Source organism: Aliihoeflea sp. PC F10.4 (assembly GCF_054612275.1).
The window spans coordinates 13,525-36,997 of sequence record NZ_JBTSWH010000005.1 but is presented as its reverse complement, the minus strand read 5'-3'; the positions used below and the strand labels follow the sequence as shown (position 1 = coordinate 36,997).

22 protein-coding genes and 1 pseudogene are annotated in these 23,473 nt (G+C 62.0%); 9 read left to right on the top strand and 14 right to left on the bottom strand.

The window, feature by feature from the left end; translation table 11 throughout:
- Window positions 1-31 precede the first annotated feature (31 nt).
- The 3 genes from bhcC to bhcA are packed head-to-tail and all read right to left on the bottom strand — an operon-like array spanning window position 32 to window position 3,359.
- Window positions 32-1,195, bottom strand: a complete 1,164-nt coding sequence (bhcC, locus tag ACX82Z_RS23735) for a 3-hydroxy-D-aspartate aldolase BhcC (protein ID WP_459912348.1) — start codon at window positions 1,193-1,195, stop codon at window positions 32-34.
- A gap of 11 nt (window positions 1,196-1,206) precedes the next feature.
- A complete protein-coding gene (gene bhcB / locus ACX82Z_RS23730) occupies window positions 1,207-2,154 on the bottom strand; it encodes a beta-hydroxyaspartate dehydratase BhcB (RefSeq protein ID WP_459912346.1) in 948 nt (315 codons plus the stop codon).
- 14 nt (window positions 2,155-2,168) lie between these two features.
- Window positions 2,169-3,359, bottom strand: a complete 1,191-nt coding sequence (gene bhcA, locus ACX82Z_RS23725; RefSeq protein ID WP_459912345.1) for an L-aspartate--glyoxylate aminotransferase BhcA — start codon at window positions 3,357-3,359, stop codon at window positions 2,169-2,171.
- Window positions 3,360-3,539: 180 nt separating this feature from the next.
- On the opposite strand from bhcA, the gene bhcR reads away from it, so the two are divergent.
- A complete protein-coding gene (gene bhcR, locus ACX82Z_RS23720; RefSeq protein ID WP_459912343.1) occupies window positions 3,540-4,352 on the top strand; it encodes an HTH-type transcriptional regulator BhcR in 813 nt (270 codons plus the stop codon).
- A 112-nt stretch (window positions 4,353-4,464) separates the two neighbouring features.
- Here the strand turns inward: bhcR and ACX82Z_RS23715 are convergent, their stop codons facing one another.
- From ACX82Z_RS23715 to ACX82Z_RS23700, 4 genes and pseudogenes are all read right to left on the bottom strand, one after another.
- Window positions 4,465-5,610 carry an iron-containing alcohol dehydrogenase gene (locus ACX82Z_RS23715; RefSeq protein WP_459912342.1) on the bottom strand — a complete coding sequence of 382 codons (1,146 nt, stop codon included), beginning with the start codon at window positions 5,608-5,610 and terminating at the stop codon, window positions 4,465-4,467.
- Window positions 5,607-6,993: pseudogene (locus ACX82Z_RS23710) on the bottom strand (aldehyde dehydrogenase family protein). Before ACX82Z_RS23710 ends, ACX82Z_RS23715 begins: the two are co-directional and overlap by 4 nt.
- A gap of 17 nt (window positions 6,994-7,010) precedes the next feature.
- Entirely contained in the window at window positions 7,011-8,378 is a 1,368-nt protein-coding gene (locus tag ACX82Z_RS23705; protein ID WP_459912340.1) for a glutamine synthetase family protein, read from the bottom strand.
- 45 nt (window positions 8,379-8,423) lie between these two features.
- Window positions 8,424-9,194: an N-formylglutamate amidohydrolase gene (locus ACX82Z_RS23700; protein ID WP_459912387.1), complete on the bottom strand. Its 771-nt coding sequence runs from the start codon at window positions 9,192-9,194 to the stop codon at window positions 8,424-8,426.
- Between the two features lie 152 nt (window positions 9,195-9,346).
- Here ACX82Z_RS23700 and ACX82Z_RS23695 point away from each other — a divergent pair, with 152 nt between their 5' ends.
- Window positions 9,347-10,225 (top strand): MurR/RpiR family transcriptional regulator, encoded by an 879-nt coding sequence (locus ACX82Z_RS23695; RefSeq protein WP_459912339.1) that lies wholly within the window; start codon window positions 9,347-9,349, stop codon window positions 10,223-10,225.
- Between the two features lie 120 nt (window positions 10,226-10,345).
- Window positions 10,346-10,585 (top strand): hypothetical protein, encoded by a 240-nt coding sequence (locus tag ACX82Z_RS23690; protein ID WP_459912337.1) that lies wholly within the window; start codon window positions 10,346-10,348, stop codon window positions 10,583-10,585.
- A 241-nt stretch (window positions 10,586-10,826) separates the two neighbouring features.
- Here ACX82Z_RS23690 and ACX82Z_RS23685 read toward each other — a convergent pair whose 3' ends face one another.
- The 7 genes from ACX82Z_RS23685 to ACX82Z_RS23655 all read right to left on the bottom strand — a co-directional run bounded on the left by ACX82Z_RS23685 (window position 10,827) and on the right by ACX82Z_RS23655 (window position 16,853).
- Window positions 10,827-11,405 carry a helix-turn-helix domain-containing protein gene (locus ACX82Z_RS23685; protein ID WP_459912336.1) on the bottom strand — a complete coding sequence of 193 codons (579 nt, stop codon included), beginning with the start codon at window positions 11,403-11,405 and terminating at the stop codon, window positions 10,827-10,829.
- 178 nt (window positions 11,406-11,583) lie between these two features.
- A complete protein-coding gene (locus ACX82Z_RS23680; RefSeq protein WP_459912334.1) occupies window positions 11,584-12,531 on the bottom strand; it encodes a polysaccharide deacetylase family protein in 948 nt (315 codons plus the stop codon).
- Window positions 12,532-12,553: 22 nt separating this feature from the next.
- Entirely contained in the window at window positions 12,554-12,748 is a 195-nt protein-coding gene (locus ACX82Z_RS23675; RefSeq protein WP_459912333.1) for a tautomerase family protein, read from the bottom strand.
- Window positions 12,749-12,956: 208 nt separating this feature from the next.
- Window positions 12,957-14,366: an FAD/NAD(P)-dependent oxidoreductase gene (locus ACX82Z_RS23670; RefSeq protein ID WP_459912332.1), complete on the bottom strand. Its 1,410-nt coding sequence runs from the start codon at window positions 14,364-14,366 to the stop codon at window positions 12,957-12,959.
- The gene (locus ACX82Z_RS23665) at window positions 14,363-14,659 is read right to left on the bottom strand and encodes a (2Fe-2S)-binding protein (RefSeq protein ID WP_459912331.1); all 297 of its coding nucleotides are present in this window, start codon (window positions 14,657-14,659) and stop codon (window positions 14,363-14,365) included. Before ACX82Z_RS23665 ends, ACX82Z_RS23670 begins: the two co-directional genes overlap by 4 nt.
- The gene (locus ACX82Z_RS23660) at window positions 14,640-15,776 is read right to left on the bottom strand and encodes an NAD(P)/FAD-dependent oxidoreductase (protein ID WP_459912329.1); all 1,137 of its coding nucleotides are present in this window, start codon (window positions 15,774-15,776) and stop codon (window positions 14,640-14,642) included. Before ACX82Z_RS23660 ends, ACX82Z_RS23665 begins: the two co-directional genes overlap by 20 nt.
- Before the next feature lie 93 nt (window positions 15,777-15,869).
- A complete protein-coding gene (locus tag ACX82Z_RS23655) occupies window positions 15,870-16,853 on the bottom strand; it encodes a Bug family tripartite tricarboxylate transporter substrate binding protein (RefSeq protein ID WP_459912328.1) in 984 nt (327 codons plus the stop codon).
- Window positions 16,854-16,898: 45 nt separating this feature from the next.
- Here ACX82Z_RS23655 and ACX82Z_RS23650 point away from each other — a divergent pair, with 45 nt between their 5' ends.
- From ACX82Z_RS23650 to ACX82Z_RS23625, 6 genes are all read left to right on the top strand, one after another.
- A complete protein-coding gene (locus ACX82Z_RS23650) occupies window positions 16,899-18,164 on the top strand; it encodes a dipeptidase (RefSeq protein ID WP_459912327.1) in 1,266 nt (421 codons plus the stop codon).
- Between the two features lie 157 nt (window positions 18,165-18,321).
- Window positions 18,322-19,266, top strand: coding sequence for a LysR family transcriptional regulator (locus ACX82Z_RS23645; protein ID WP_459912385.1), 945 nt, complete (start codon window positions 18,322-18,324; stop codon window positions 19,264-19,266).
- A 153-nt stretch (window positions 19,267-19,419) separates the two neighbouring features.
- Window positions 19,420-20,403, top strand: coding sequence for a dihydrodipicolinate synthase family protein (locus ACX82Z_RS23640; RefSeq protein ID WP_459912325.1), 984 nt, complete (start codon window positions 19,420-19,422; stop codon window positions 20,401-20,403).
- Between the two features lie 17 nt (window positions 20,404-20,420).
- The gene (locus ACX82Z_RS23635; protein ID WP_459912323.1) at window positions 20,421-21,386 is read left to right on the top strand and encodes a membrane dipeptidase; all 966 of its coding nucleotides are present in this window, start codon (window positions 20,421-20,423) and stop codon (window positions 21,384-21,386) included.
- A 51-nt stretch (window positions 21,387-21,437) separates the two neighbouring features.
- Window positions 21,438-21,887: a tripartite tricarboxylate transporter TctB family protein gene (locus tag ACX82Z_RS23630; protein ID WP_459912321.1), complete on the top strand. Its 450-nt coding sequence runs from the start codon at window positions 21,438-21,440 to the stop codon at window positions 21,885-21,887.
- A complete protein-coding gene (locus tag ACX82Z_RS23625) occupies window positions 21,887-23,416 on the top strand; it encodes a tripartite tricarboxylate transporter permease (RefSeq protein ID WP_459912319.1) in 1,530 nt (509 codons plus the stop codon). Before ACX82Z_RS23630 ends, ACX82Z_RS23625 begins: the two co-directional genes overlap by 1 nt.
- Window positions 23,417-23,473 lie beyond the last annotated feature (57 nt).

Sequence of the window (23,473 nt, the reverse complement as noted above, 5' to 3'; positions counted from 1 at the left end):
TGAAGGTACCGGGGCCTGGCCCGGTACATATTTAGTATGCCTTGCCGCGGGCCGAGACCGGCCAGAGCGTCTCGACCTTTCCGTTGCGGACGCCGACATACCAGTCGTGAACGTTGCAGGTCGGGTCGCAGTGGCCGGGAACCAGGCGCAGCTTCTCGTTGATTTTCAGGACCCCGGTCGTGTCCTCGATGACACCGTGCTCGTCACTGCACTTGATGTACTTCACATCGTCGCGGCCATAGACGAAAGGCAGCCCGCTATCGACCGATTGTGCCTTGAGGCCGGCATCGCAGATCGCCTTGTCGGCCTTGGCGTGGCTCATCACAGATGTCAGGATGAAGAGCGCGTTCTCCCACTCGCCTTGGTCGATGCGCTTGCCTTGCTTGTCGAGGATACGCCCGTAGTCGGCATCCATGAAGGCGTAGGAGCCGCATTGCAGCTCGTTGTAAACTCCTGACTCCGTCTCGAAATAGTAGGAGCCGGTTCCGCCGCCCGAGACCAGCTCGGGCTCGAGGCCCGCTGCTTTCAGGCCGGCGACGGCATCCTTGACCTGCGCGACGGCAGCGTCGAGCTTGGCCTTGCGATCCTCATAGCCGTCGATGTGCTGCATGGCGCCCTGATAGGCCTGGATGCCGCTGAACTTCAGGTTCGGCGCGGCAGCGATCGCCTTGGCGATCGTTACTACCTCATCGGTCGTCTTCACGCCGCAGCGGCCGGCGCCACAGTCGATCTCGACAAAGCATTCAAGCACCGTGCCGTGGGCCTGCGCCGCAGCCGACAGTTCGGCGACGTTGGCAAGGTCGTCGACGCAGACGATGACGCGCGCGCCGAGTTTTGGCATGCGGGCAAGCCGATCGATCTTCGCGGCGTCGCGCACCTGGTTCGAGACGAGGATGTCCTTGATGCCGGCACGGGCGAAGACCTCCGCTTCGGAGACCTTCTGGCAGCAGACGCCGATGGCGCCGCCCAGTTCCATCTGCAGCTTCAGCACGTCGACCGACTTGTGCATCTTGCCGTGGGCGCGGTGGCGCATGCCGTGCGCCTGGGCGTAATCGCCCATCTTCCTGACGTTGCGCTCCAGCGCGTCGAGATCGAGGATCAGGCAAGGCGTCTGGATCTCGGCTTCGTCCATGCCGGGCAGTGCCGGGACGTCGAAGCCAACCTCGTAGCTGGCGAAATTCGTCGGTGCGTTCATTATTACTTTCCTCAGTTCCACGGCAGTTTGTCGAGATCAACGTTGCCGCCGGTGACGATGACGCCGACGCGCTTGCCGGCGAAGGTTTTCGGGTTCTTCAGGATGGTTGCTAGCGGCACTGCGCTGGACGGCTCCATGACGATCTTCAGGCGTTTCCAGATCAGCTTCATGGCCTCGACGATCTCCTCTTCGGAGACCGTCAGGATGTCGGTCACATGCTTCTGGACGAAGTGCCAGGTCAGCTCCTTCAGCGGCACTTTGAGCCCGTCGGCGACCGTGTTCGGTGCGTCGTCGGCGATGATGTGCCCGGCCTTGAAGCTGCGGTAGGCATCGTCGGCCTGTTCCGGCTCGGCCGCATAGACCTTTATGTGCGGCGCCAGACCAGAGAGCGTCAGGCAGGTTCCCGACACCATGCCGCCGCCGCCGATCGGAGCGATCACGGCATCAAGGCCATCGACCTGTTCGATCAGTTCAGCCGAGCAGGTGGCCTGGCCGGTTATGACGCGGTGGTCATTGTAAGGGTGGACGAATTCGGCGCCGGTCTCAGCCACCACCTCAGCGAAAACAGCCTCGCGGCTGGAGGTCGACGGCTCGCATTCCACCACGCGACCACCATATCCCATCACGGCGTCCTTCTTGGCCTGCGGCGCGGTGCGCGGCATCACGACCGTGCAGGGGATGCCGCGCTGCTTGGCAGCATAGGACAGGCAGGTGCCGTGGTTGCCGCTGGAATGTGTCGCGACGCCCCTCGCCGCCTGTTCGTCCGACAGGCCGAACACGGCATTGCTGGCCCCGCGGGTCTTGAAGGCGCCGGCCTTCTGAAAATTCTCGCATTTGAAGAACAGTTCCGCGCCGGATAGCTCGTCCAGCATGCGCGAGGTCAGCACCGGGGTGACGTGGATATGTGGGGTGATGCGGGCGCGCGCGGCGCGTATATCTACTAGCGTGGGAATATACATGGACACTTCCTTCATCATGCGGCCTTCTGCCGGGTATTGGCTGCCCCAAGACGATAGTACTCCTGAGCCGCAGCGACACCGGAACCAAGCCTGATCGGCAAGCCGACGTCGGCCATGGCCATCTCGGCGGTGGCGAGACCGGACAGCGCCATCACTTCGGTCAGGCTGCCGAGATGGCCGATGCGGAACACTTTGCCCGCCAGTTCCCCGAGGCCGGTACCGAACGAAACGCCGTAGACGTTCAGCGCGTGCGCGATGATCCTGTTTGCATCGAAATTGTCCGGAACCCGGATGGCGCTGACGGTGTCGGAGTAAAGCTCCGGCCGCATCGCACAGAGGTGCAGCCCCCAAGTATCGACCGCGCGGCGGACACCTTCCGCTATACGACGATGCCGGGCAAAGACGTTTTCGAGCCCCTCATCGAGCAGCATCTCGGTCGCGGTCTTCAAGCCGTTCAGCAAGCCGACCGGGGGCGTGTATGGAAACCCTCCGGCGGAATAGTTGCTGATCATGTCGCGCACGTCGAAGAAGGTGCGCGGCAGTCTGGCGTCGGCAACCGACTCCATCGCCTTCGGCGAAAGGCCGACAATCGCCAACCCCGGCGGAAGCATGAACCCCTTTTGCGAGCCTGTGACGGCAATGTCGACGCCCCATTCGTCCATGCGAAAATCCATCGACCCGATCGAGCTGACGCCATCGACTAACAGCATGGCAGGATGCCCGGCGGCATCGAGCGCGCCGCGCACGGCGGCGATGTCGGAGCGGACGCCGGTTGCCGTCTCGTTGTGCGTTGCGAGAACGGCCCTGATTTCATGTGATTTGTCGGCAGCGAGGATTTCCGCGAGGCGATCGGCTGATATGCCGTCTCCCCATCGCTGGGCGACCACCACGACGTCGAGTCCGTACCGCTGACACATGTCGATCCAGCGGTGGCTAAATACTCCGTTGCGTGTCGCCAGCACCTTGTCGCCGGGCGACAGCGTGTTGGTGATCGCCGCTTCCCATCCACCCGTTCCGGTCGACGGGAAGACGATGATTTCCGCAAGTCCTGTCTTCAGGACCTTCTTCACCCCGTCCAGAGCGGGATGCAGGATCTTGGTGAACAGCGGGCTGCGATGGTCGACCGTCGGCATGTCGACGGCCTTTCGCAAAACTTCCGGGATATTGGTCGGGCCGGGAATGAAAATAGGATTCTGGCTGGTCACGACGTCTGATCCTTGCTCGATGAAATCTCTATCACGGAGCGAAATCTAGATAAATTTTTTTGAAATGTTTTTTCGCTTTGCATGATATCTCAGGAAATACCATTTCAATCAGTGATTTAAATTTTTTCATTTTGAGACATGCGATTTCCGAGATAAGAATCTGCATAATGGAAAGGTGCGATGACAGAGCGGGTGGGCAGAAGGCGCGGACGTCCAAAGGGAACAAAATCGCCCTCCCCGGCCATGGGCATCCAGTCACTGGATCGCGGCATCGACGTGCTTGAGGCGCTGGCCGCCCATGACGGCATCACCCTGACCGAACTGTCAGTGCATCTCGGCCAATCATCGGCCACAATGTACCGTGTACTGGCGACGCTCGAGCAACGCCGTTACGTCGAGACAAGCCCGGAGCGCCAAGAATGGTTCGTGGGACCAGAGGCGTTCAGGCTCGGCTCGGCCTTCGTGCGCCGCACCAACATTGTCGAGCGCAGCCGATCCGTGATGCGCGAGCTGATGTCCAGCACAGGCGAGACATCCAATCTTGGTATCGAACGCGAAGGCCATGTGCTGTTCGTCAGCCAAGTCGAATCGCACGAGACGATCCGCGCCTATTTTCCGCCCGGCGCCCGGTCTCCGCTGCACGCGTCGGGCATCGGCAAGGCCCTGCTGAGCGCTTTTGACGAGGAGAGGCTCGAAGCTTTCATCAAGGCGACGAGTTTCCCGCGATTCACCGACAAGACGATTGCGACGGCAGGCAGTCTGCGCAAGGAAGTGCAGGCTACCCGCCAGCGGGGCTACTCGTTCGATGACGAAGAAAGGACGATCGGAATGCGCTGCGTCGCGGCATGCATCTTGAACGGCCACTCCGAGGCTGTCGCCGGTATTTCGATCTCCGGCCCAACCCCGAGGATGCCGGATGCACGCATCCGCGAGATGGGCCTGCTCGTCACAGAGGCTGCCCGCGAGATATCAAGGCGCCTCGGCGCAAGTTAACCCGTCACAGCACGCTCACGATCGGAAATGCATAAAAAAACAAGTATTTCCAGGGGCACTGCTGCTCACCGGAAGTGCTTGGGTCGACCCCGGCTTGCGCCGGGGCCAACGATCAGATGCTCTCTGCGAACAGCTTCTTCGCGGCATCCAGGGTGAGCTCGACAGGATTGCCGCCTGCGGTCGGATCGACGATCGCCATCGCCGCCATCTCGTCGATGCGGTCGGTGCCGACGCCGAGCGGCGCAAGCTTGTCCGGAACGCCGAGATCCGAGCGCAATCCGAGTACGAAATCGTAAAAACCGTCGAAGCCGCCGGCGATGCCGAGATAGGCCGCTGCATGCGCGAGCTTCTCCTCCACCGCCGGACGGTTGAAGCGCAGAACGGGCGGCATCACGACCGCGTTGGTCATGCCGTGATGCGTGCTGTAGATCGCGCCGACCGGGTGCGACAGCGAGTGGATCGCGCCGAGTCCTTTCTGGAAGGCCACCGCGCCCATACCCGCCGCCGACATCATATGCGAGCGCGCCTCGATGTCGGACCCGTCCTTGACCGCCTTCTGCAGGTTTTCCTTCACCAGCCGCATGCCTTCCAGCGCGATGCCCTGGCTCATCGGGTGGTAGAACGGCGAGCTGTACGCCTCGAGGCAGTGAGCGAAGGCGTCCATGCCGGTGCCGACCGTGATGACCTTCGGCATGCCGACCGTCAACTCGGGATCGCAGATGGTCACCGCCGGCAGGAATTTCGGATGGAAGATCACCTTTTTCGTGTGGGTGTCCGAGTTGGTTATGACCGAGGCGCGGCCGACTTCCGAGCCGGTGCCGGCCGTGGTCGGCACAGCGACGATCGGCGCGATGCCTTCGACCGAGGCGCGCGTCCACCAGTCGCCGACATCCTCGAAGTCCCAGACTGGCCGCGTCTGACCGGCCATGAATGCGACCGCCTTGCCGAGGTCGAGGCCCGAGCCACCGCCGAAGGCCACGACGCCGTCATGGCCGCCGTCCTTGAACGCCTTCACGCCGGCTTCGAGGTTCTTCTCGTTCGGGTTCGGATCGACATCGGCGAAGATCGCGCGGCCGAGCCCGGCTGCGTCGAGGATATCTAGCGCATTCTGCGTGATCGGCAGCGGCGCGAGGCCGCGATCCGTCACCAGCAGCGGCCGCTTCATGCCGACTGCCTTGCAGTGGTCGGCAAGTTCCCTGATCCGCCCGGCGCCGAACTTGACGGCGGTCGGATAGCTCCAGTTTGCGGTGATGCTCATGCTGTGACCTTCTTGAGGTGATAGGATTTCGGACGCGTCAGGTTCTGGAAGCCGATGAAGGACAGGCCGCCGCCGCGCCCGGTGTTCTTGACGCCGGTCCAGCACAGCGCGGGATCGAGATAGTCGGCGCGGTTCATGTAGACGGTGCCGGTCTCGATGTCGGCGCCGATGCGCGATGCGTGCTCGGGGTCCTTGGTCCACAGTGATGCGGTGAGACCGAATTCGCTGTCGTTCATCAGCGCCAGCGCCTCGTCGTCGCCAGAGACCTTCATGATGCCGACGACCGGGCCGAAGGATTCGTCGCGCATCACCCGCATCGTGTGATCGACATTGGTGAGGATCTGCGGCGCGAGGTACGCTCCGCCGTCATCCTGCGGAAAGTTCGCCGCATCGACGACGGGGACCGCGCCGGCGGCGATCGCCTCGCCGACCTGGGTACGCACCTCGGCGGCAAAACGCTTGTTCGCCATCGGCCCAAGCGTCGTCTCGGGATCGAGCGGATTGCCGAGCTTGAGGTTCGATACCCATGCGGCTGATTTCTCCACAAAGGCATCGTAGAGCGAGTCATGCACATAGACGCGCTCGATGCCGCAGCAGCACTGCCCGGAATTGAACATCGCGCCGTCCATCAGCGTGTCAACCGCAGCATTGAGGTCGGCGTCCTCCATCACATAGCCGGGATCCTTGCCGCCGAGTTCGAGCCCGAGCCCGACGAAGGTGCCGGCAGCGGCCCGCTCGATCGAGCGCCCGCCCTCGACCGAGCCGGTAAAGTTGATGAAGTCGAACTGCCGGGCCTTGATCAGGTCCGACGTCGTCTGGTGGTCGAGGAAGAGGTTCTGGAAGACGTCCTCGGGCACGCCGGCCTCGACGAAGGCACGCACCATACGCTCGCCGACCAGCAGGCTCTGAGTTCGCATGCTTGATGACGACGGTGTTGCCCGCCATCAGCGCCGGGGCGACCGTGTTGATCGCCGTCATGTAGGGATAGTTCCACGGCGCGATGACCAGCACGACGCCGTGCGGCTCGCGCAGGATCTGGCGCGTGAAGCTTGCGTTGTCCTCCACGACCAGCGGCGCCAGCGCCTCGCCGGCGATCGACGCGACATAGTTGGAGCGCTCATTGAAGCCCCTGAACTCGCCGCCATACCGTACCGGCCGCCCGATCATGTGGGCGAGTTCGGGCACCACCTCGTCGACCATCTCGTTCAGCCGCGCGACGCCGGCCATGACGAGCTTCACGCGCTTGTCGAGCGGCTGCCCGGCCCAGTCTCTACGCGCGGCGCGCGCCTTGGCGATGGCAGCGCTCGCCTCCTCAAACGATTGCGTCGGGCGCTCGGCATAGACCGAACCGTCGATGGGCGAGATGCATTTCAGAATTGTCACGGTCCTACCCTTAAACCTCAGCAGCCTTCGAAGCCGCGGGCGATTTCCCAGTCGGCGATGAGCTTGTCCGCGACTTCCTGCTCCCAGCGGGCAGCGCGGACATAGTGGTCGATTACCTCATCGCCGAAGGCCGCGCGCAGCAGGCTGGACTCGTCGAGCGCCACAGTCGCGTCGCGGAGCGTCCGCGGAATCTCCTGCACCTGCGTACCGCTATAGGCGTCGCCGACGAAGGGCGCTTCCAGCGGCAACTCACGCTCGATGCCGTCGATGCCGGCGGCGATCAGCGCGGCCATCGCCAAATAAGGGTTGAGGTCGGAGCCGCCGACCCGGCATTCGATGCGGATACCCTTGGTGCCTTCGCCGCAGAGACGATATCCAGCCGTGCGGTTGTCCTTGCTCCAGATTGCCTTGGTCGGAGCGAAGGTGCCCGCGACGAAGCGCTTGTACGAATTGATGTAGGGCGCGAGGAAGACGGTGATCTCCGACGCGTGGGCGAGCAGGCCGGCGACGTAGTGGCGCATCAGCGGCGACATGCCGTATTCGGCGCCCTCGTCGAGGAATTTTGGGGTCTTACCGTCGGCGCTCCACAGCGACTGGTGGATGTGCGACGAGCTGCCAGCCGCCTTGGCGTTCCATTTCGCCAGGAAGGTGATCGACTTGCCGCGCGACCAGGCGATCTCCTTGCAGGCGTTCTTGATGATGACATGGCGGTCGGCCATGGTCAGCGCGTCGGCGTAGCGCACGTTGACCTCGCCCTGCCCTGCCGAAGCCTCGCCCTTTGTGTTCTCGACCGGGATGCCGGCGCCCTGCAGGCCGTTGCGGATGGCGCGCATCACATCTTCTTCCTTGGTGGTCTGGAAGATGTGATAGTCCTCGTTGTAGCCGCCCACCGTGCGCAGGTCGCGATAGCCCTGCTCCTGCACCTCCTCATAACTCTGGTCGAACAGGAAGAATTCCAGTTCGGTGGCCATGAACGCCTTCAGGCCCATCGACTCAAGCTTGGCGACCTGCTTCTTCAGCACGGCGCGCGGCGAATGCGCGACCTCCTCGTGCGTGTGATAGTCGAGCACGTCGCACAGAACCATGGCCGTCGCCTCCAGCCAGGGCACGCGGCGCAGCGTCGACAGGTCCGGCTTCATCACATAGTCGCCGTAGCCCGCTTGCCAGCTCGTCGCCTTGTAGCCGGGCACAGTCTCCATCTCGAAATCGGTCGCCAGCAGATAGTTGCAGCTGTGCGTCTCCTCGTATGCGCCGTTGACAAAGAACTCCGCGTGGAAGCGCTTGCCCATTAACCTGCCCTGCATGTCGACCTGGCAGACGATTACGGTGTCGATCCGTCCCGCGAGGACATCGGCCTTTAGCTCGTCAAACGAATATCCGGACATTTCTCTTCCTTGCTAGGGTGCTCGATCACGCGGGATCGCTATGACTCAGGCGATTTCTTCGGAGCCCAGGGATTCGACGATGGCCCGCAGCAGATGCTGCTCGACCCGCTTCCTCGACGTCCCGCCGGCGAGCAGGTCTTTGCGCATCTCGACCATGACGTTCTGCAAGCCGTTGCGCACGCCGTGTTCGATCAGCGTGTGGGTCACACCGTCCTCGGGACCGTAGGGATCGTTGCGCCGCACAACGAAGCCCGAGCCGCGATCGAGCGAGGAGATCATTCTGTCGGCGAAACGTGTGTCGCTGTCGTGCAGAATGCCGATCTCGGTGTCGCGCCGCACGCCCTTGAATACCGGCGTGAAGCTGTGGAGCGTAACGAGCACGGTTGGCTTACCGGCGGCCTTCCGGTGCGCGATCTCCTGCGCGACCGCTGCTTGGAAGGGACGGTAGATGCTGTCGACGCGCGCTTGCTTCTCCTCGGCATTCGCGGCGACATTGCCGGGTATCTCGAAGATTTCGCTCCGCTTCGGGATGGCGCTGTCGGCATCCGGCGGGCGGTTGCAGTCATAGGCAAGCCGCGAGAAGCGCTGATGGATCAGGCAGGCGTCGAGCTCGTCCGACAGGAATAGCGACACGTCGAGCGCTCCCGGGTCCCAGGCGATGTGGCTGGATCGCAGCTCTTCCGACAGGCCGAGATCGCCGAGGCTGTGCGGGATCAGCTTCGAGGCGTGCTCGCAAATCAGGAGAACGGGCGAGCGGCCCTCCGGACGCTCCACGGCAACCGGGTTTCCCTCATCTGCGGCAAGGATCGTGTTCAACAGTTCCACCGAGTCCTTCTCATCTTGAAAATAATCGTTCAGAAATTTTAGACTGTCAAACAAGTTCTGAAAAATTTTCTTCACTCATTGATTTGCCGTGCGTGGCGCGAGACGCGGTCGGTGCTAAGGTGGCGGGGAGATGCGGGAGGACGATGCGCTTGAGCACCAACACGACAGTCCAAGACATCATACGGTCCAACTTTGGCCGCCTGACCCGGTCGGAGCGGCAGCTAGCGAATGCGCTCACCTCGCACTATCCGATGTCGGCATTGGGATCGATCACGACCATCGCGGAACAGGCCGCCGTATCCACCCCGACCGTCGTACGCATGGTGCGCAAACTCGGCTTCAAGGGTTTTCCGGACTTCCAGACGCACATCCACGAAGAACTCGAAATAACCCTGTCCAACCCGATCGCCAAGCACGATCGTTGGGCCAACGACGCGCCGGACACTCATATCTTAAACCGCTTCGCCGACGCGACGATCGCCAACCTCCGCGAAACGCTGTCGGGGATCAGAACGAGCGATTTCGACCGCGCGCGGGATCTACTGAAAGATCTGCGCAACCACGTGTACATCGTGGGTGGCCGCATCACCAAATCTCTGGCCGAGTACCTCTTTACCCACTGCCAGGTAATCCGTCCGAACGTCACGCTGATCGCCCCCACACCCAGCACTTGGCCGCACTATGCCCTGAACATGAAGTCGGGAGACGTGCTGGTAATCTTCGACATCCGGCGCTACGAACGCGAGATCGAAACGCTCAGCCGAATAGCCGCCGAGCGTGGCGTACATACGCTCCTGTTCACTGATCAGTGGAAATCTCAAGTCGCCAAGGCGGCGACGGTCGTATTTCGCGTGGAAACCGAGGTCCCATCGGCATGGGATTCTTCAGTCGTGACGATGTTCGTCGTGGAGGCGCTGATCGAGGCGATTCAAAGCTCGGCATGGAAGACCACGTGCGATCGCATGAGAGATCTCGAAGATCTGCTCGAGACCAGCCAACTGTTCCGCAAGCCGCGTATGTAGCGCTGGACGCACGCGCTCCTCGTCCTACCGGAACGAAGCCACGCAGCTGGACACCCGCTTTAACCTCGCGAGATCGCGGATTTCATGATTCAACGTACCGTCATGATTGGAGGCGGGACGATGGAGCAGTGGTCTCTCTTCGGGCTCTCGGAGTATCAGGAACTTAGAGCGGATGGACTGGATGGCCATGGAGCTATTTTCGGCTTCGGTGACCTTGCAGCCATGGCCCGCGGATTCGGGTTGAACGGTCATCTCATTGATGTTCTTCGAGATCTTGATGCGAGGGTGTCAGGGCATATTGCCGGAAATCAAGCCGAAGTATGGGATTTCAGGATTCAGATCAGATTATGTCACCTGTAATGCGTCGTATTGCTGCAAGAGCCTGACAAAGTTTTTTTTAAATCAAATACTTAGAAGTATTGATCTGCAAGATTCGCTCCTGTTGAGGAGCGCCGCACGGCGCGCAGAAAATCTCCCCTCGTCGTGCTTCCGAAGAAGCTCGATAAGCGGCATGCTCGTCTCGGTCATCGAGGTCTCCGTGTCGGTCTGGTTGAAGTCGCGAAACTCCACCGTATCCGACCACCTCGATGGCCACCTTCATCTACACCGTAATCGGGCGCTGAATTTCCACCACGAACGCGGACGCTACCGAGCTTGGCCCGGATAGCTGCCAACTCGGCTGGGAAACGTATTTAAAAACGTCCACCTCGAACTCGTTCTGCGCGTAGTGGCGCGGGCGTGCCGAGAGTTTGGCAAAGCCGAGCGCCTTGAGCTCACGGCCGAGCGTCGTCTCGTCCAGCGAGATGCGGAACTCCTCGAAGATCCAGAGGACCAAATCCTTGCGCCGCCAGCGGACGACGCCGTGGATCGACGGGATCGGACCGTTCTCGACGATCTTCGCCAGTGCCTGACGCTGCGCGTCGTTCAGTTTGTGCCGGTTGCCGGGCGCCTTGCCGGTGATCAGGCCGTCCGCCCCACGCGCGTTGAACCGGACAACCCAGTCCCGCAGGATCTGCAAAGTGACGCCGCCGATCCTCGCCGCGTCCGAGCGTGAGCCGCCATCGTAGATTTCGACCAGTGCCAAAAGCCTGCGCGCCTGCGCCGCATGCTTCGTCGTCTTGGCTAGCCCTCGAAGAGCGGGTCCATCAAAATCGGCACGAAGCGGGACCGCTGAAGCCATGGCAAACCTCCGTTTGCCGCCATCGATTCAGACTTCGCCCGCCTTGGGAACCCCTACAGAGTCAGCTATCGCGCACGTTGGTATAACTTGCTCTCCCGTGACGGGAGGTCGCATCGATGCGCTTCGGCGCGTCAACCCGTCTGCCTGGATCGAATCAACTGCCGGCATTTCCCATCACCTACCGAAACTGGAAAGACTCTGTCGCGCTCGGCTGTTCTAAAACGCGTTCCACGATATTGTCCAAAGTGGCGCCAACAGCCTTCACCCCCGCCCGCTCGCAAGCGCCCGATAGTTCGTCGAGCATAACCTTGTAACGCTGACACGGCGGAGCGGATGCATCGCTGTATTCGTAGTGATTGTGCGAGATGGTGTTGAGGACGGGCACGGCAGGCGCGCGCTCGGTCACCTGCCTGAGCGTGTTCTCGGCAATTGTCCTGTAGCTTATGCCGAACTCGCCCGGCCAATCTACATCGGGCCGGAAATCGGCATGGCGCTGGCGCCCGGCGCTTTCATTCAGTAGTGCCGTGACATCTGCGGAAAGCGGCATGTTCCCGAATTCGAGCGTGCCCTTGGCTTGCCTGAACGCAGGATGGGGACGATGCGGGTCTAGCTCCGCGTCGGTCCAGATGGACCGCATCTCGGTGAAGACGCGCCCTGGCGCTGAAACCGAGCCGCCCCTGAAGCCGAGCGCCACCAGCGCTGCATAGGTCATGTCGTTGGCCGAAAACGTTCCGGGCCGGAACATCGTCGGCCGCTCCCCCATGGCGCTTTGGAAAAGCGCTATAGATTCCGCGAGGATGGCGATCTGGTCGTCATAGGTAAGATCGCCATAATGGCCAAGAAAGCGTTTGCTGTCGTAACGCCATTGCGAGTATTTCCACGGATGCATGTGCAAGCCGATGCAGCATCCCTTGGCCTTCAGATCCTTAAACAAGTCCGCCTGGGCTATGATCGTCTCGGGATGGACGAAATAGGTGACCGGAAAGCCATAGGATTGCGCAATCTCGAAGTAGCCGGTGATCGCCCGCTCGCTCTGCGCAAAATCCCTGGGTCCGGTGGCCGTGGGATGCGTAGTCTCGAGCGTCGGCTCGCAGTCCATCGTCACGACAACGCTGATTGCGTCCATCTGCACGCCCCTCCATTTCTGATTACGCCGGTTTGCGCCGAGACGACAATTCGCCGGCCGTCGACCAGTTCTGCTTGGGCACATCCTCGAAGATGACGATCGTGCCCCTTGGCGTCGCGCCGACGACCCTGACCATGGCGTCAGTGATGATCTCGGCAAGTTCGGACTTCTGGTCGTCGGTTCGGCCTGCGGTCATCGAAATACGGATATGCGGCATGGAAAGCTCCGGATTGACATAGTGTGACCACCTGTCGCCAACGTCCAAATCCAGAGGATTCGGCCATTTTAGGCCCGATCGTCATCTGCGCGCGAGTATCATCGGATCGCCTCCCCTGGGCAATCGCCTGGCGGGGAACGCTGGCTTGCGCCAAGCGCATAGGTCATTCGCGGCCGCCGCCGCCGCCGGGTTCAAGGACGATGCACCCTCAGATGCGATGCACGGATTTGGATTCCTCGTCCTCGAACGGGATCGTCGTCATCTGCCCCAGCGTGATCGGCTTGACCGGCGTGCGTAGGCGGTAGTGATTAATCTCGGCCATCGGCGCGCCGCGGGCCTCGGCGATGAGCTCGGATACGGTCGATCCGCAATAGCGACCCTGGCACGGGCCCATTCCGGTTCTGAGGAACGCCTTGAGCTGGTTGGGCCCGGCAACCTTGAGCATGCGCACTGTCTCAGTCACCTGTCCGCAGGTGATCTCCTCGCAGCGGCAGGCGATGGCGGCCGGCGAGCCGAGACGGAAGGCCCTGGACGGTTTGTATAAGGTGTCGAGAAACGGCCGCCCGCGTTCATAGGCCTTGAGCTTTGCATCGATCTGCACCGAGGGATCGAGAGCGGCGGCAAGCGCCAGCCCCAGCGCCTCACCGCGCAGCGCGGCAATCTCGGCCCCACCAATGCCGGCACCATCCCCTACAATCCAGATACCGGGAATGCTGGACCGTCCATGCGCATCGATACGCGGCTGCCAGGCCGCCTGCTCCTCATTCCAGACGATCTCGCAGCCTGCGGCGCTCGCTAGGTTGATATTCGGAACCACTCCCTGATGCAGCAGCACGTGGTCGGCGCCAATCGTCTCGGTGCTGTCGCCTCGTGCGATCCGAACGCCCAGACCATCGACTTGCTGGGTGATCGCTACACCCGTCACGGCGGAAATGACGCGAATCCTGGCACGCACTGCCTGCAGCAGTTGCAGGCCTTTGGTAAGATAGGCGCTCACAAGGAAACCAGGCAGATGCGGCAGCGCCGCCATGAGATTGGCGCGCGGCGTGGTATCGACGATAACGCTTGGCGAGGACCCGGCCCTGATCGCCTGCCAGGCGTAGAGCCAGAGCAACGGCCCGCTGCCCGCCAACACCACTCGACCATGCGGCAGCGCCGCGGAGGTCTTGAGCATGATCTGGGCCGCGCCGACCGTCATCACACCGGGCAGCGTCCAGCCCTCGATGGGAAAGGGTCTCTCGATCGCCCCAGTGGCGATGACGATCTGCGATGCGGAAATGATCCTGGCGCTGTCCCCGAGGGTGAGGCCTAGGGCCAGATTGCTGCTCAGATGCCAGGCTACGGCGCCGGGAACATAATGGCAGGCACTGGCCTCGAACCGCCGAGCGATTGTATCGCCCTTCCAGTAATCATCACCTAAAATGCTACGATCCCCAAGCCGGCTGTCGGTCACCGATCGATAAATCTGCCCGCCAGGCATGGCGTTCTCGTCCAAAACCAGAACCGAGAGCCCTGCTTCCGAGGACGTGCTGGCCGCGCCCATGCCGGCCGGGCCGGCGCCCACGACGATGACGTCGTAATGGCCGGCGATATCGTCGGGATTGCCGATACGGATCACCGGCCCGGTTCCCGCTTGCCGCGCTGAATCGAGACCTTCATGCCATCTCGCACTTGCACGAGGCACGCCTGCCGGTTGGCAATCCCGTCGATCTCAACATAGCAGTCATGGCACGCGCCCATCAGGCAGTAGGGCCCGCGCTGAACGCCCGAGACCGCGGATTGGCGAAAGACGGTGCGTCCGGCAAGCAGCAGCGCGGCGGCGACGGTGTCGCCGTCGAGGCCGGATGCCGGCTCGCCATCGATAAAGAAGCGCACATCGGCGCCGCGGGTGTTAGGCAGTCGCTGAAACATCGAACCTCTGTGCACTGAAGGGAGCAAAGTCGTCCCCAAGCCGACCCTGCACTATGTCCGGAGCAACGACGGTGGCGTGAACCGCGGCAAGGGTGACGCCGCTGTGGCAGGTGCAGACATAGGCGCCGGGGTATTTGCGCGACTGGTCGTAGATGGGATAGCCATCCCGCGTCATGACGCGCAGCGCCGACCAAGCGCGCACCACGCCCACCTCCTTGAGGTGGGGGAATATTCCCGTTGCGCGGCGCGCCAGAACTGAGAGCACGCCGGGGCGCACGGTGGTGTCCGCACCCACCTCCTCCACAGAATCACCGATTTGCAAGCCGCCCTCATTGGTCTGCCGCAGCGTCTGAATGGGATGGGTCATGAAGGGCTGCATCTTCTCGGTTATCAGCACCTGCCCCCGCTGGGGCCGGACGGGCACGTTGAGCCCCACCATCTCGCCGAGGCGACCATTGTCGATGCCGGCGGCGAGAACGACGCGCCCTGTACTGATCCGGCCAGTGGGCGTGACGATGTCGAAGCCGCCCCTGCCCGGTATTATTTCATTTGCGCGGCTGCTGGGCATGTAGCAACCGCCAAGCTTGGCGAAGGCCGCATGCAGCGCCCGGAATAGGACCAGCGAGTTGACGTGCCCGTCCAGGGGATTGTAGGTCGCGCCGACTACTTCGGGGCCGATCTGCGGGAAGACCCTGCGGAGCTCGTCGGCATCAACAATACTGAAGCTGTTGTCATTGGGAAAGCTGGGAAGTCCCCGGCAAGCATCGTCGATCTTTTGAAGCATGGCGGTACGCCGTTGCAGCGCGCCTTCGTCCAGAAGAACGTTAAAGCCACCCGGCTGCAGCAGATGCACCTCAACGCCAGAAACCTCCTGGAGCTCCTCTGCGAAGGCCGCCCAAATGCTGGCCGAACGTCGCGTCCACATTGTATAGGGGGGCAGCCCGCCACCCTTGCCCTGAACCCAGATCAGGGCAAAATTACCGCGCGAGGCCCGATGCGCGACGTCGCCCTCGTCCAGAACAGCGACATCGGCGCCGTTTCGGACAAGACCATAGGCCGTCGCCATTCCGACCAGTCCGCCGCCGATGACGGCAACATCTACGGTTTCATTCTGCACTTCGGTTTGTTCCTGCGCGAGAGGGCATCCCGCATGTCCTGCAAACGGGCGGATGGGACGTGGCGCGGTTCACCGCGCCCCATCCGGGATTGATTAAAGGTTGGCGGCAGCACGGATCTCGGAAAGTTCCTCGCCCTCTTTGAGTATTTCCTCGCGATTCTGCTCTGGCGTCATATAGAGCGGCAGATAAGAGAACATCTCGATGGCTGCGGCGAACTCCGGATCGTCAGTGACCTTTTTGACGGCCTCGTCGATGCGCGCGGCGATATCATCGGGCATGCCCGGAGGACCGCCAATGGCATTCCATCCCGTCAGAGGAATGAAATAGCCCGCCTCCTTGGAAGACGGCGCATCCGGCAGAACGTCGAACCGCTGGTCGCCGGCAAGCGCCAGCACGCGGACGGACCCGGCCTGATAGAGCGGAACGACTGCTGGAATGGCGCCAATTGCTAGATCGAGGTGCCCACCGGCGAGCGCGGTCGCCGCCGGGCCTGAGCCGGTAAAGGGGACGAGGGTGACATCGCTCAGATTGACGCCAGCAACACTGAGGAAGCTCAAAAGCACCGTGTCGGTCATGCTGACGCCGCCGAGCCAAGCTATGTCGATCTCGGTGGGATTGGCCTTCATCGCCTGAACGAGATCATCGAGCGTCTGGTAGGGAGAATTCGACGGCACGGCGAGGTAATAGGGGCTGTCATTGACGCGCGGGCCGAAATAGCGGGCGGTCGGGTCATAGGGCAGCTCGCCTACACTCATCTGGATCGAGCTCGTCGCCGGCCCGTCCCACAGGAGTGTATGGCCATCGGGCGCCGCATTCATGACGTGCAGTACCGCCGGGATGGTGTTGCCGCCGGCCATGTTAATGACATTTACCTGCTGGCCAAGTTCCTCGCCGAGGAACTGCGCCATGACCCGGCCTGAACCGTCGCCCGCCCCGCCCGGGGCGAATGGAACGACGAGTTCAATCGGCTCGGACGGATAATCCGACTGCGCACTCGCCATCGAAGTCCCGATGGCGAGTGCGGTGATCGCCATCATCAGCTGTCCGGCACGAAATAGGATGAAACGCTCTGCCACTTCTTTCTCCTTTGGTGTTGCTGACGAGCAGTCCCAGGTGATCGCATGACGCTCAGAAAACACATTTGCGTTCATCGCTCTGCGCGAACCATCGCAGCGGGATTTGAGCTTAGCAACGACGTTCGCAGCAATGGAGCCTTGTCCTCAAATAAAGGCCGGACGCGACCCTTGGGCCTTTGCAACATCAGCACGCACGCCTTGCTCTTCATCACGTTGCTGGGCGCCGACATGGCTGGTTTACTCAAAAGCCATTCGACGAGCACGCGAAAGGGAACGGCATTGAACGCGATCGACGGCGCATTATCGGACCGGGCAGAATCTATCTTGGCGGAGACCATCGTCTTTGACGGCCTGGGCGGCGGCGTGGTGCACCCCACCCCCCATGTCGAAGATGGCACGACCTATGAGGAAAAGCTGCTCGGCTATGGCTGGAGCGCGATCAATGCCTGCCTCGTGTCCGAACCCACCTACACCCCCACCTTCGACGAACTGCTCGGCGCCATCTACGAGAACCTGCTCTATATTGAGATCAGTCCGAAGGTGCGCCTAATCGAAACCGTCTCGGATCTCGAGGCCGCCAAGGCTTCTGACCAGCTCGGCATCGTCTTCGGCATCCAGAGCGGGGATGCCATCGGCCGTGACCGCAAGGCGGTCCGGCTTCTTCACAAGCTCGGGCTGCGCATCCTTCAGCTCACCTACATGGAACGTAACTTCATCGGCGACGGCTGCCTAGAGCCCGAGAACCGAGGCCTCACCCATTTCGGCATCCAGGTCGTGCGCGACTGTAATCGGCTCGGGCTGGTGGTGGATTGCTCGCATGTAGGCATCCAGACGACGCTGGACGCGGCGCGCTATTCGAGCAAGCCGATCGTCATCTCCCATGCCGCCTGCCGCGCCCTCGCCGACAACCCCCGCGCCGTCACCGACGACCAGATGAAGGCCGTGGCCGATGGCGGCGGCATCGTCGGCATCACCCCTTATGCGCCCTATATCCGCACCGATGGCCCGGCGACCATGGACGACTATCTGCGCCATTTCGACTATGCCATCGACCTAATCGGGGAGGACCATGTCGGCATTGCCACCGACATGTTCGACGGCAAGACCAAGCTCAACTGGGTGACCCCAATCTATTATCCCGAGGTCATGCGCAACACGACCTTCGGCTCGCGTCGGGTCAAGGGCTTCCAAACCAAGGCCGATCTCGGCTCGGTCGTCGAGCATTTCATCGCCCATGGCTACAGCGACGCGCTGATCAAGAAGATCCTCGGCGACAACTGGATGCGGCTGCTGGGCGAAGCCTGGGGATAATCCGTCCCATGCTGGGCGGGGGGGCTCCCTCGCCCGCCCCCGGCGCACCGGATTGACTGGGCAAAAATATGACCAGTCTGCTCCTACGGCCCTCTTGCCACCCGTTACGCTTGGGAAGAAACTGCCTCCGCGCACGGTGGCAAGCCGCGAAAGCGCAATGAGGGATGCTATGGCCCGCAATATGTTCGTTGTGTCCAGTAGCGACTATGTGCCCGAGGACTATAGGATATTTCTCGAAGTCGTTGAATGCGGCTCCATGTCCAAAGCGTCCTGGAGCCTAGGGTTGGATGTCTCCATCATCAGCCGCAACGTGGCCGCGCTGGAGCGGCGCTTTTCCGCCACGCTGTTCGAGCGCCATGCCCGCGGCGTGCGCTTGACCAAGGCCGGCGATATCGTCAAGTCTTTCATCCAGAATGTCGTCGCCAAGGAACTATCGCTGCGCAAGGAACTCGAAAGCCTCCAGCAGATGAAAGGCGCTTCGCTCAAGGTCGCCTGCACCAGCGCATCGATCTCCGGGCCGCTCTCCGTCGTACTCCACCAGTTCTCCGTCAAATACAGCGATGTCCGGGTGGAGGTCCGGCACATGCCGAGCCGGCTGATCGTTCCCTCCGTCGCTGATGGCGAGGTGGATATCGGCGTGGGCTTCAATCTCGAGGCCGCCCCCAGCGTCGACATCATCAAGATCTATGACGACGTGCTGGCCGCCGTCATCCCCAAGGAACACCCACTTTCCAAGCTCTCATCGGTGTCGCGCAACCAGCTTGTCGACTATCCCATCGGCGCCTTCGAATATTCCTCGGTTAAGGGCGAGATGGTGCGTCGCTTCCTGGAAGAGGGAGACGACGCACTGCGCCCGCACCTTTTGACCAATTCGCTCGATGCCCTCAAGCACTTCACCGAGGACCGGTCCGGGGTTTCGATCTTCTGCAGCAGCGCGATGTGGCGCGAGATCGCCGAAGGCAAAATGAAGGCAGTCCCGCTAAGCGGGGTGTCTCCCGTTACCCAAGAAATCTGTGTGCGCCGCGCATCAGCCGACAATGCGGTGATCAAAGCGTTCCGCGAGGTAGTGCGCAATACCCCTCCCTTCAAGATGGCCAGCTGACCAGCCAGGCCGAATGGCACGCCCGGCTGCGGCGGGGGTCTCGCCTGCCTGCTTCCCCACGCCCCGACCGAAGCATTGCAGGAAATGACTGACACCTTTGCTCGGCATCTGATTGCCGCTGCCAGGCTATTGCCCGAAGCTGGCGGCCTATGATTGGCAAAAACAGCCGAGGGTGAACTGGTGGGCATGACAGGCCGGGGACGACGCATGCTTGGAGCGGAGGAGAACCGGGCCCGGCTCAAAGGGCTGTTCAACATCACGCTGACACCCTTCAAGCCGGACGGCGAGATGGACGATGAGGCCCTTGCCGAAAATATCGAGCGCGTCATCTCCTTGGGATACGACGGGGTGCTTATCGGAGGCACCTATGGCGAATTCGGCACGATGGCTCCCGAGGAGCGGGCCGTGCTCTTCCGACGCACCGCCGAGGTCGTCGAGGAGCGCGTTCCCGTCATGTTTTGCGTCGCATCGGCCGATATGCGCGTTGTCGTTGAATTAACCGAACTCGCCCGCGAGCTGGGCGGGCTGCCTATGGTGCTGCCCCCGCTCGTCTCCGAGGTCAATGAAGGCCAAATCATCGCCTATTTCGAGCAGTTGGCGGCGACGGTGCCAAGCGGCATCGTCGTCTATAATGCGCCCCGCATCAGCGTAAACCTACGCCCAGAGCTCATCGAGCGACTCGCCGAGATCGAAGGCATCATCGGCGTCAAGCAGGGTGACCTGATGCCGTCGGCGGTCGATGATCTCGCTAACCGCCTCGGCGGACGCATCCGGCTGTTCTGCGCCTCCGATCTCTCCTTCCTGGGACCGATGCTGGCGGGTTTCGACGGGGTCAGTTCCACCAATAGCGGCGCTTTTCCTGAGTTGATCCAGCAGAGCTATCGCGCGCTCGAATTCGGCGATGCCCATCTTGCCCGCGAACTGCACGGCGCCTGGTATCCCTATCGCGTTCTGGCGCGGCGCTTCGGCCAGCCCCAGACCACCAAGGCGGCGATGAATGTGCGAGGCTTTGCCGGCGGCAGCGTCCGCCGACCACTGGTCGATCTCGACGCGCAGCAAACCCAAGAACTAGTCGATGTGATCCACGCGATCACCGCCGCGCTGGGCCCCACACCCAGCCGCTTGCGCTCGATATGAGCGTCGGGGCCGGAGGGATGCTTATCGATGGCTTTCAGCCCGGAACCTACGGCCGGGCCGCGTTCAGAGGACTACTAGAGGGTGGCGTCTCGGCGGTCACCGTCAATTGCGGATACTGGGAAGACCCAACCGAATCCCTCGATTCCCTCGCTCGCTGGCGCGACATCGTCAGGGAGAGCACTGACCTCGCCGTCATCGCCCGCAGCTGCGCCGATATCGAGGCAGCCGAAGCCGCCGGCAAGGTGGCTGTCCTGCTGGGCTACCAGAACACGGCATGCCTTGCCGGCCGCATCCGCTTCGTCGAACTCTTTGCCGAACTCGGAATCAGGGTGATGCAGCTCACCTACAACAACCAGAACGACACCGGCAGCTCCTGCTACGAGACCAGGGATGGCGGATTGACCCGCTTCGGCCGCGAAGTGGTGCCCGAGCTCAATGCCTGCCGCGTGCTGATCGATCTCTCCCATGTCGGAGAAACAACTGCGCTCGAGACCATTGCGCTCTCCAAGCGTCCGGTATCGGTGACTCACGCCAACGCCGCCTCGCTCTTTGCCCATCGCCGCAACAAGAGCGACAGGCTACTGCGCGCGCTGGCCGAAAACGGCGGCGTGATAGGTTGCGCAACCTATCCGCGCCTCGTCGGCGCGACCTACAATGGCAGCCTCGAAGCTTGGTGCACCATGGTGGCGCGCACAGTCGACATCGCCGGCATCGCTCATGTTGGGATCGGCACGGGCCGCCGCTACGCCGCCACGAGCGCAGATCTCGACTGGGCCAGGATGGGGCGCTGGACGCGACGCGTCGACAGGGGCGCTGCCGCGCCCGGCCCGGCTTGCCTCGATCCGACCCCGTCGTGGTGCACGGAACTGCACGACCTTTCCAAGCTCGAGGACGGCCTTCGGGCGATTGGCTTCAACGCGGAGGAAACCGAGCTTATTCTTCGGGACAACTGGATGAGAGTGTTCAGCCAGACGATCGACTGAATACTGGCAAGACCCAATTCTGGCGGATGGCATGGCGGGACAAGAAAAAACATGACACGGCTGCTAAACAGTAATTCCATATCTGGACTCTTTCTCGTTTTTCTGGGAGCAGCTACGGCGATCTATTGCGTCATTCGCTATGAGGTCGGCACGTTGGTCCGCATGGGTCCAGGCCTGTACCCGGCCACACTGGGAACCTTGCTGACGATCTGCGGGGCCCTCATTCTCATCGGTGGGTTCATTCGAGAGGCACCGCCGATCAGGATCGATTTCCGCGCCCTGTTCCTGATAACGGGGGGGATCGTCGCCTTCAGCCTGCTCATCAACTATATGGGTCTCGTTCCCGCCACGCTGGTCCTGGTCCTGATGTCCAATCTTGCCATCGGCAAGGCCAAACCTGTCCATGCGGCGATCGTTGCGATATCGACCGCGATCGCGACGATGCTCATCTTCAGCTTCGGCCTCGGAATTCCGCTTCGCGCCTTCAGGTGGCCCCTGTGATGGACCTCATCGGCAACATCGGACTGGGACTGAGCACCGCTCTCGTTCCGGAAAACCTGTTCTACTGCTTCCTTGGCGTCTTTCTCGGCATGGTGGTGGGTGTGCTCCCTGGCATCGGCGCCCTGGCTGCCATTTCGATGCTCTTTCCCATCACCTTCCATCTCGACGCCACTCCGGCGCTGATCATGCTGGCTGGCCTGTTCTACGGCACCGCCTATGGCGGCTCGACGGCCGCCATCCTGCTCAACGTGCCGGGGACGCCATCGGGAGCGGTCGCGGCGCTCGATGGCTATCCAATGTCCAAGCAGGGGCGCGGTGGCGTTGCGCTTTTCCTCACCACCATCGCATCCTTCATCGGCGGCAGCATCGGCATCATCATCATGATGTTGTTCTCGCCCATCATCCAGCGCTATGCCCTCGACTTTTCGGCCCAAGAATATTTCTCACTAATGTTGCTCGGGCTGGTGGCCGCATCGACGATGTCGACCGGCTCGCCGGTCAAATCCATCGCCATGGTGATCCTGGGACTGCTGATCGGCTCGATCGGGTTCGACGTATTCTCGGGCGTTGGGCGCCTCAATTTCGGGCTCTACGAACTCTATACAGGAGTGAGCATCATCGCCGTCACCATGGGCGTCTTCGGCATCGGCGAAATCATCAGGATCGCCAATGAGCCGGTAGACCATGTCCGTACCAGACAGCGCGTAACGTTCCGCTCGATGATCCCGACACGGGACGATGTGAAGCGCTCGATCGGCCCCACGCTTCGCGGCTCGCTGGTGGGATCCTTCTTCGGCGCCCTGCCCGGGACCGGCGCGCTGATCGCCTCCTACATGGCCTATTCGCTCGAAACCAAGGTCTCCAAGAACCCATCCAAATTCGGCACGGGCATCGTGGAAGGCGTAACCGCGCCCGAGGCATCCAACAATGCCGCTGACCAGACGGCCTTTATTCCTACCCTGACCCTCGGCATTCCCGGAAGCGCCACCATGGCCCTGATGCTCGGCGTGTTGATGATCAACGGCATCGCGCCGGGCCCGCAGCTGATTACCAATGAGCCCGATCTGTTCTGGGGCCTGGTGATGAGCTTCTGGATCGGCAACGTCATACTGGTGGTCCTCAACATCCCGTTCATCGGCCTTTGGGTGCGGCTGCTGCAGGTTCCGTTCCAATTGCTGTTTCCAATCATCCTGGTGTTGATCTGCATTGGTGCCTTCAGCGTGCACAACACCTCGTTCGATATCTGGATGGTCGCTGCTTTCGGCGTGCTGGGCTATGCCATGCAGGTCTTCCGCTATCCCGCCGCTCCGCTGATCCTTGGCTTCGTGCTCGGGCCGATGATGGAGGAGAATTTCCGGCGCAGCATGGTGCTGGCACGCGGAGACATGATGACCTTCTTCGAACGTCCCATCAGCGCTGTCGTCATGGTGGTGACGGTGGGCATCTTGGTGTGGAGCCTCTCCAAGAGCACCCAGGGAATCTTGAAAGCCCGTCAGGCGCGTGCGAATGCCGCTCAGAGCGCCGAATGAACGCGAGGGCACCGTAAGCAGTGGGAGCAGGAAAAGCAGGGGTTACGGCGGTGGCAC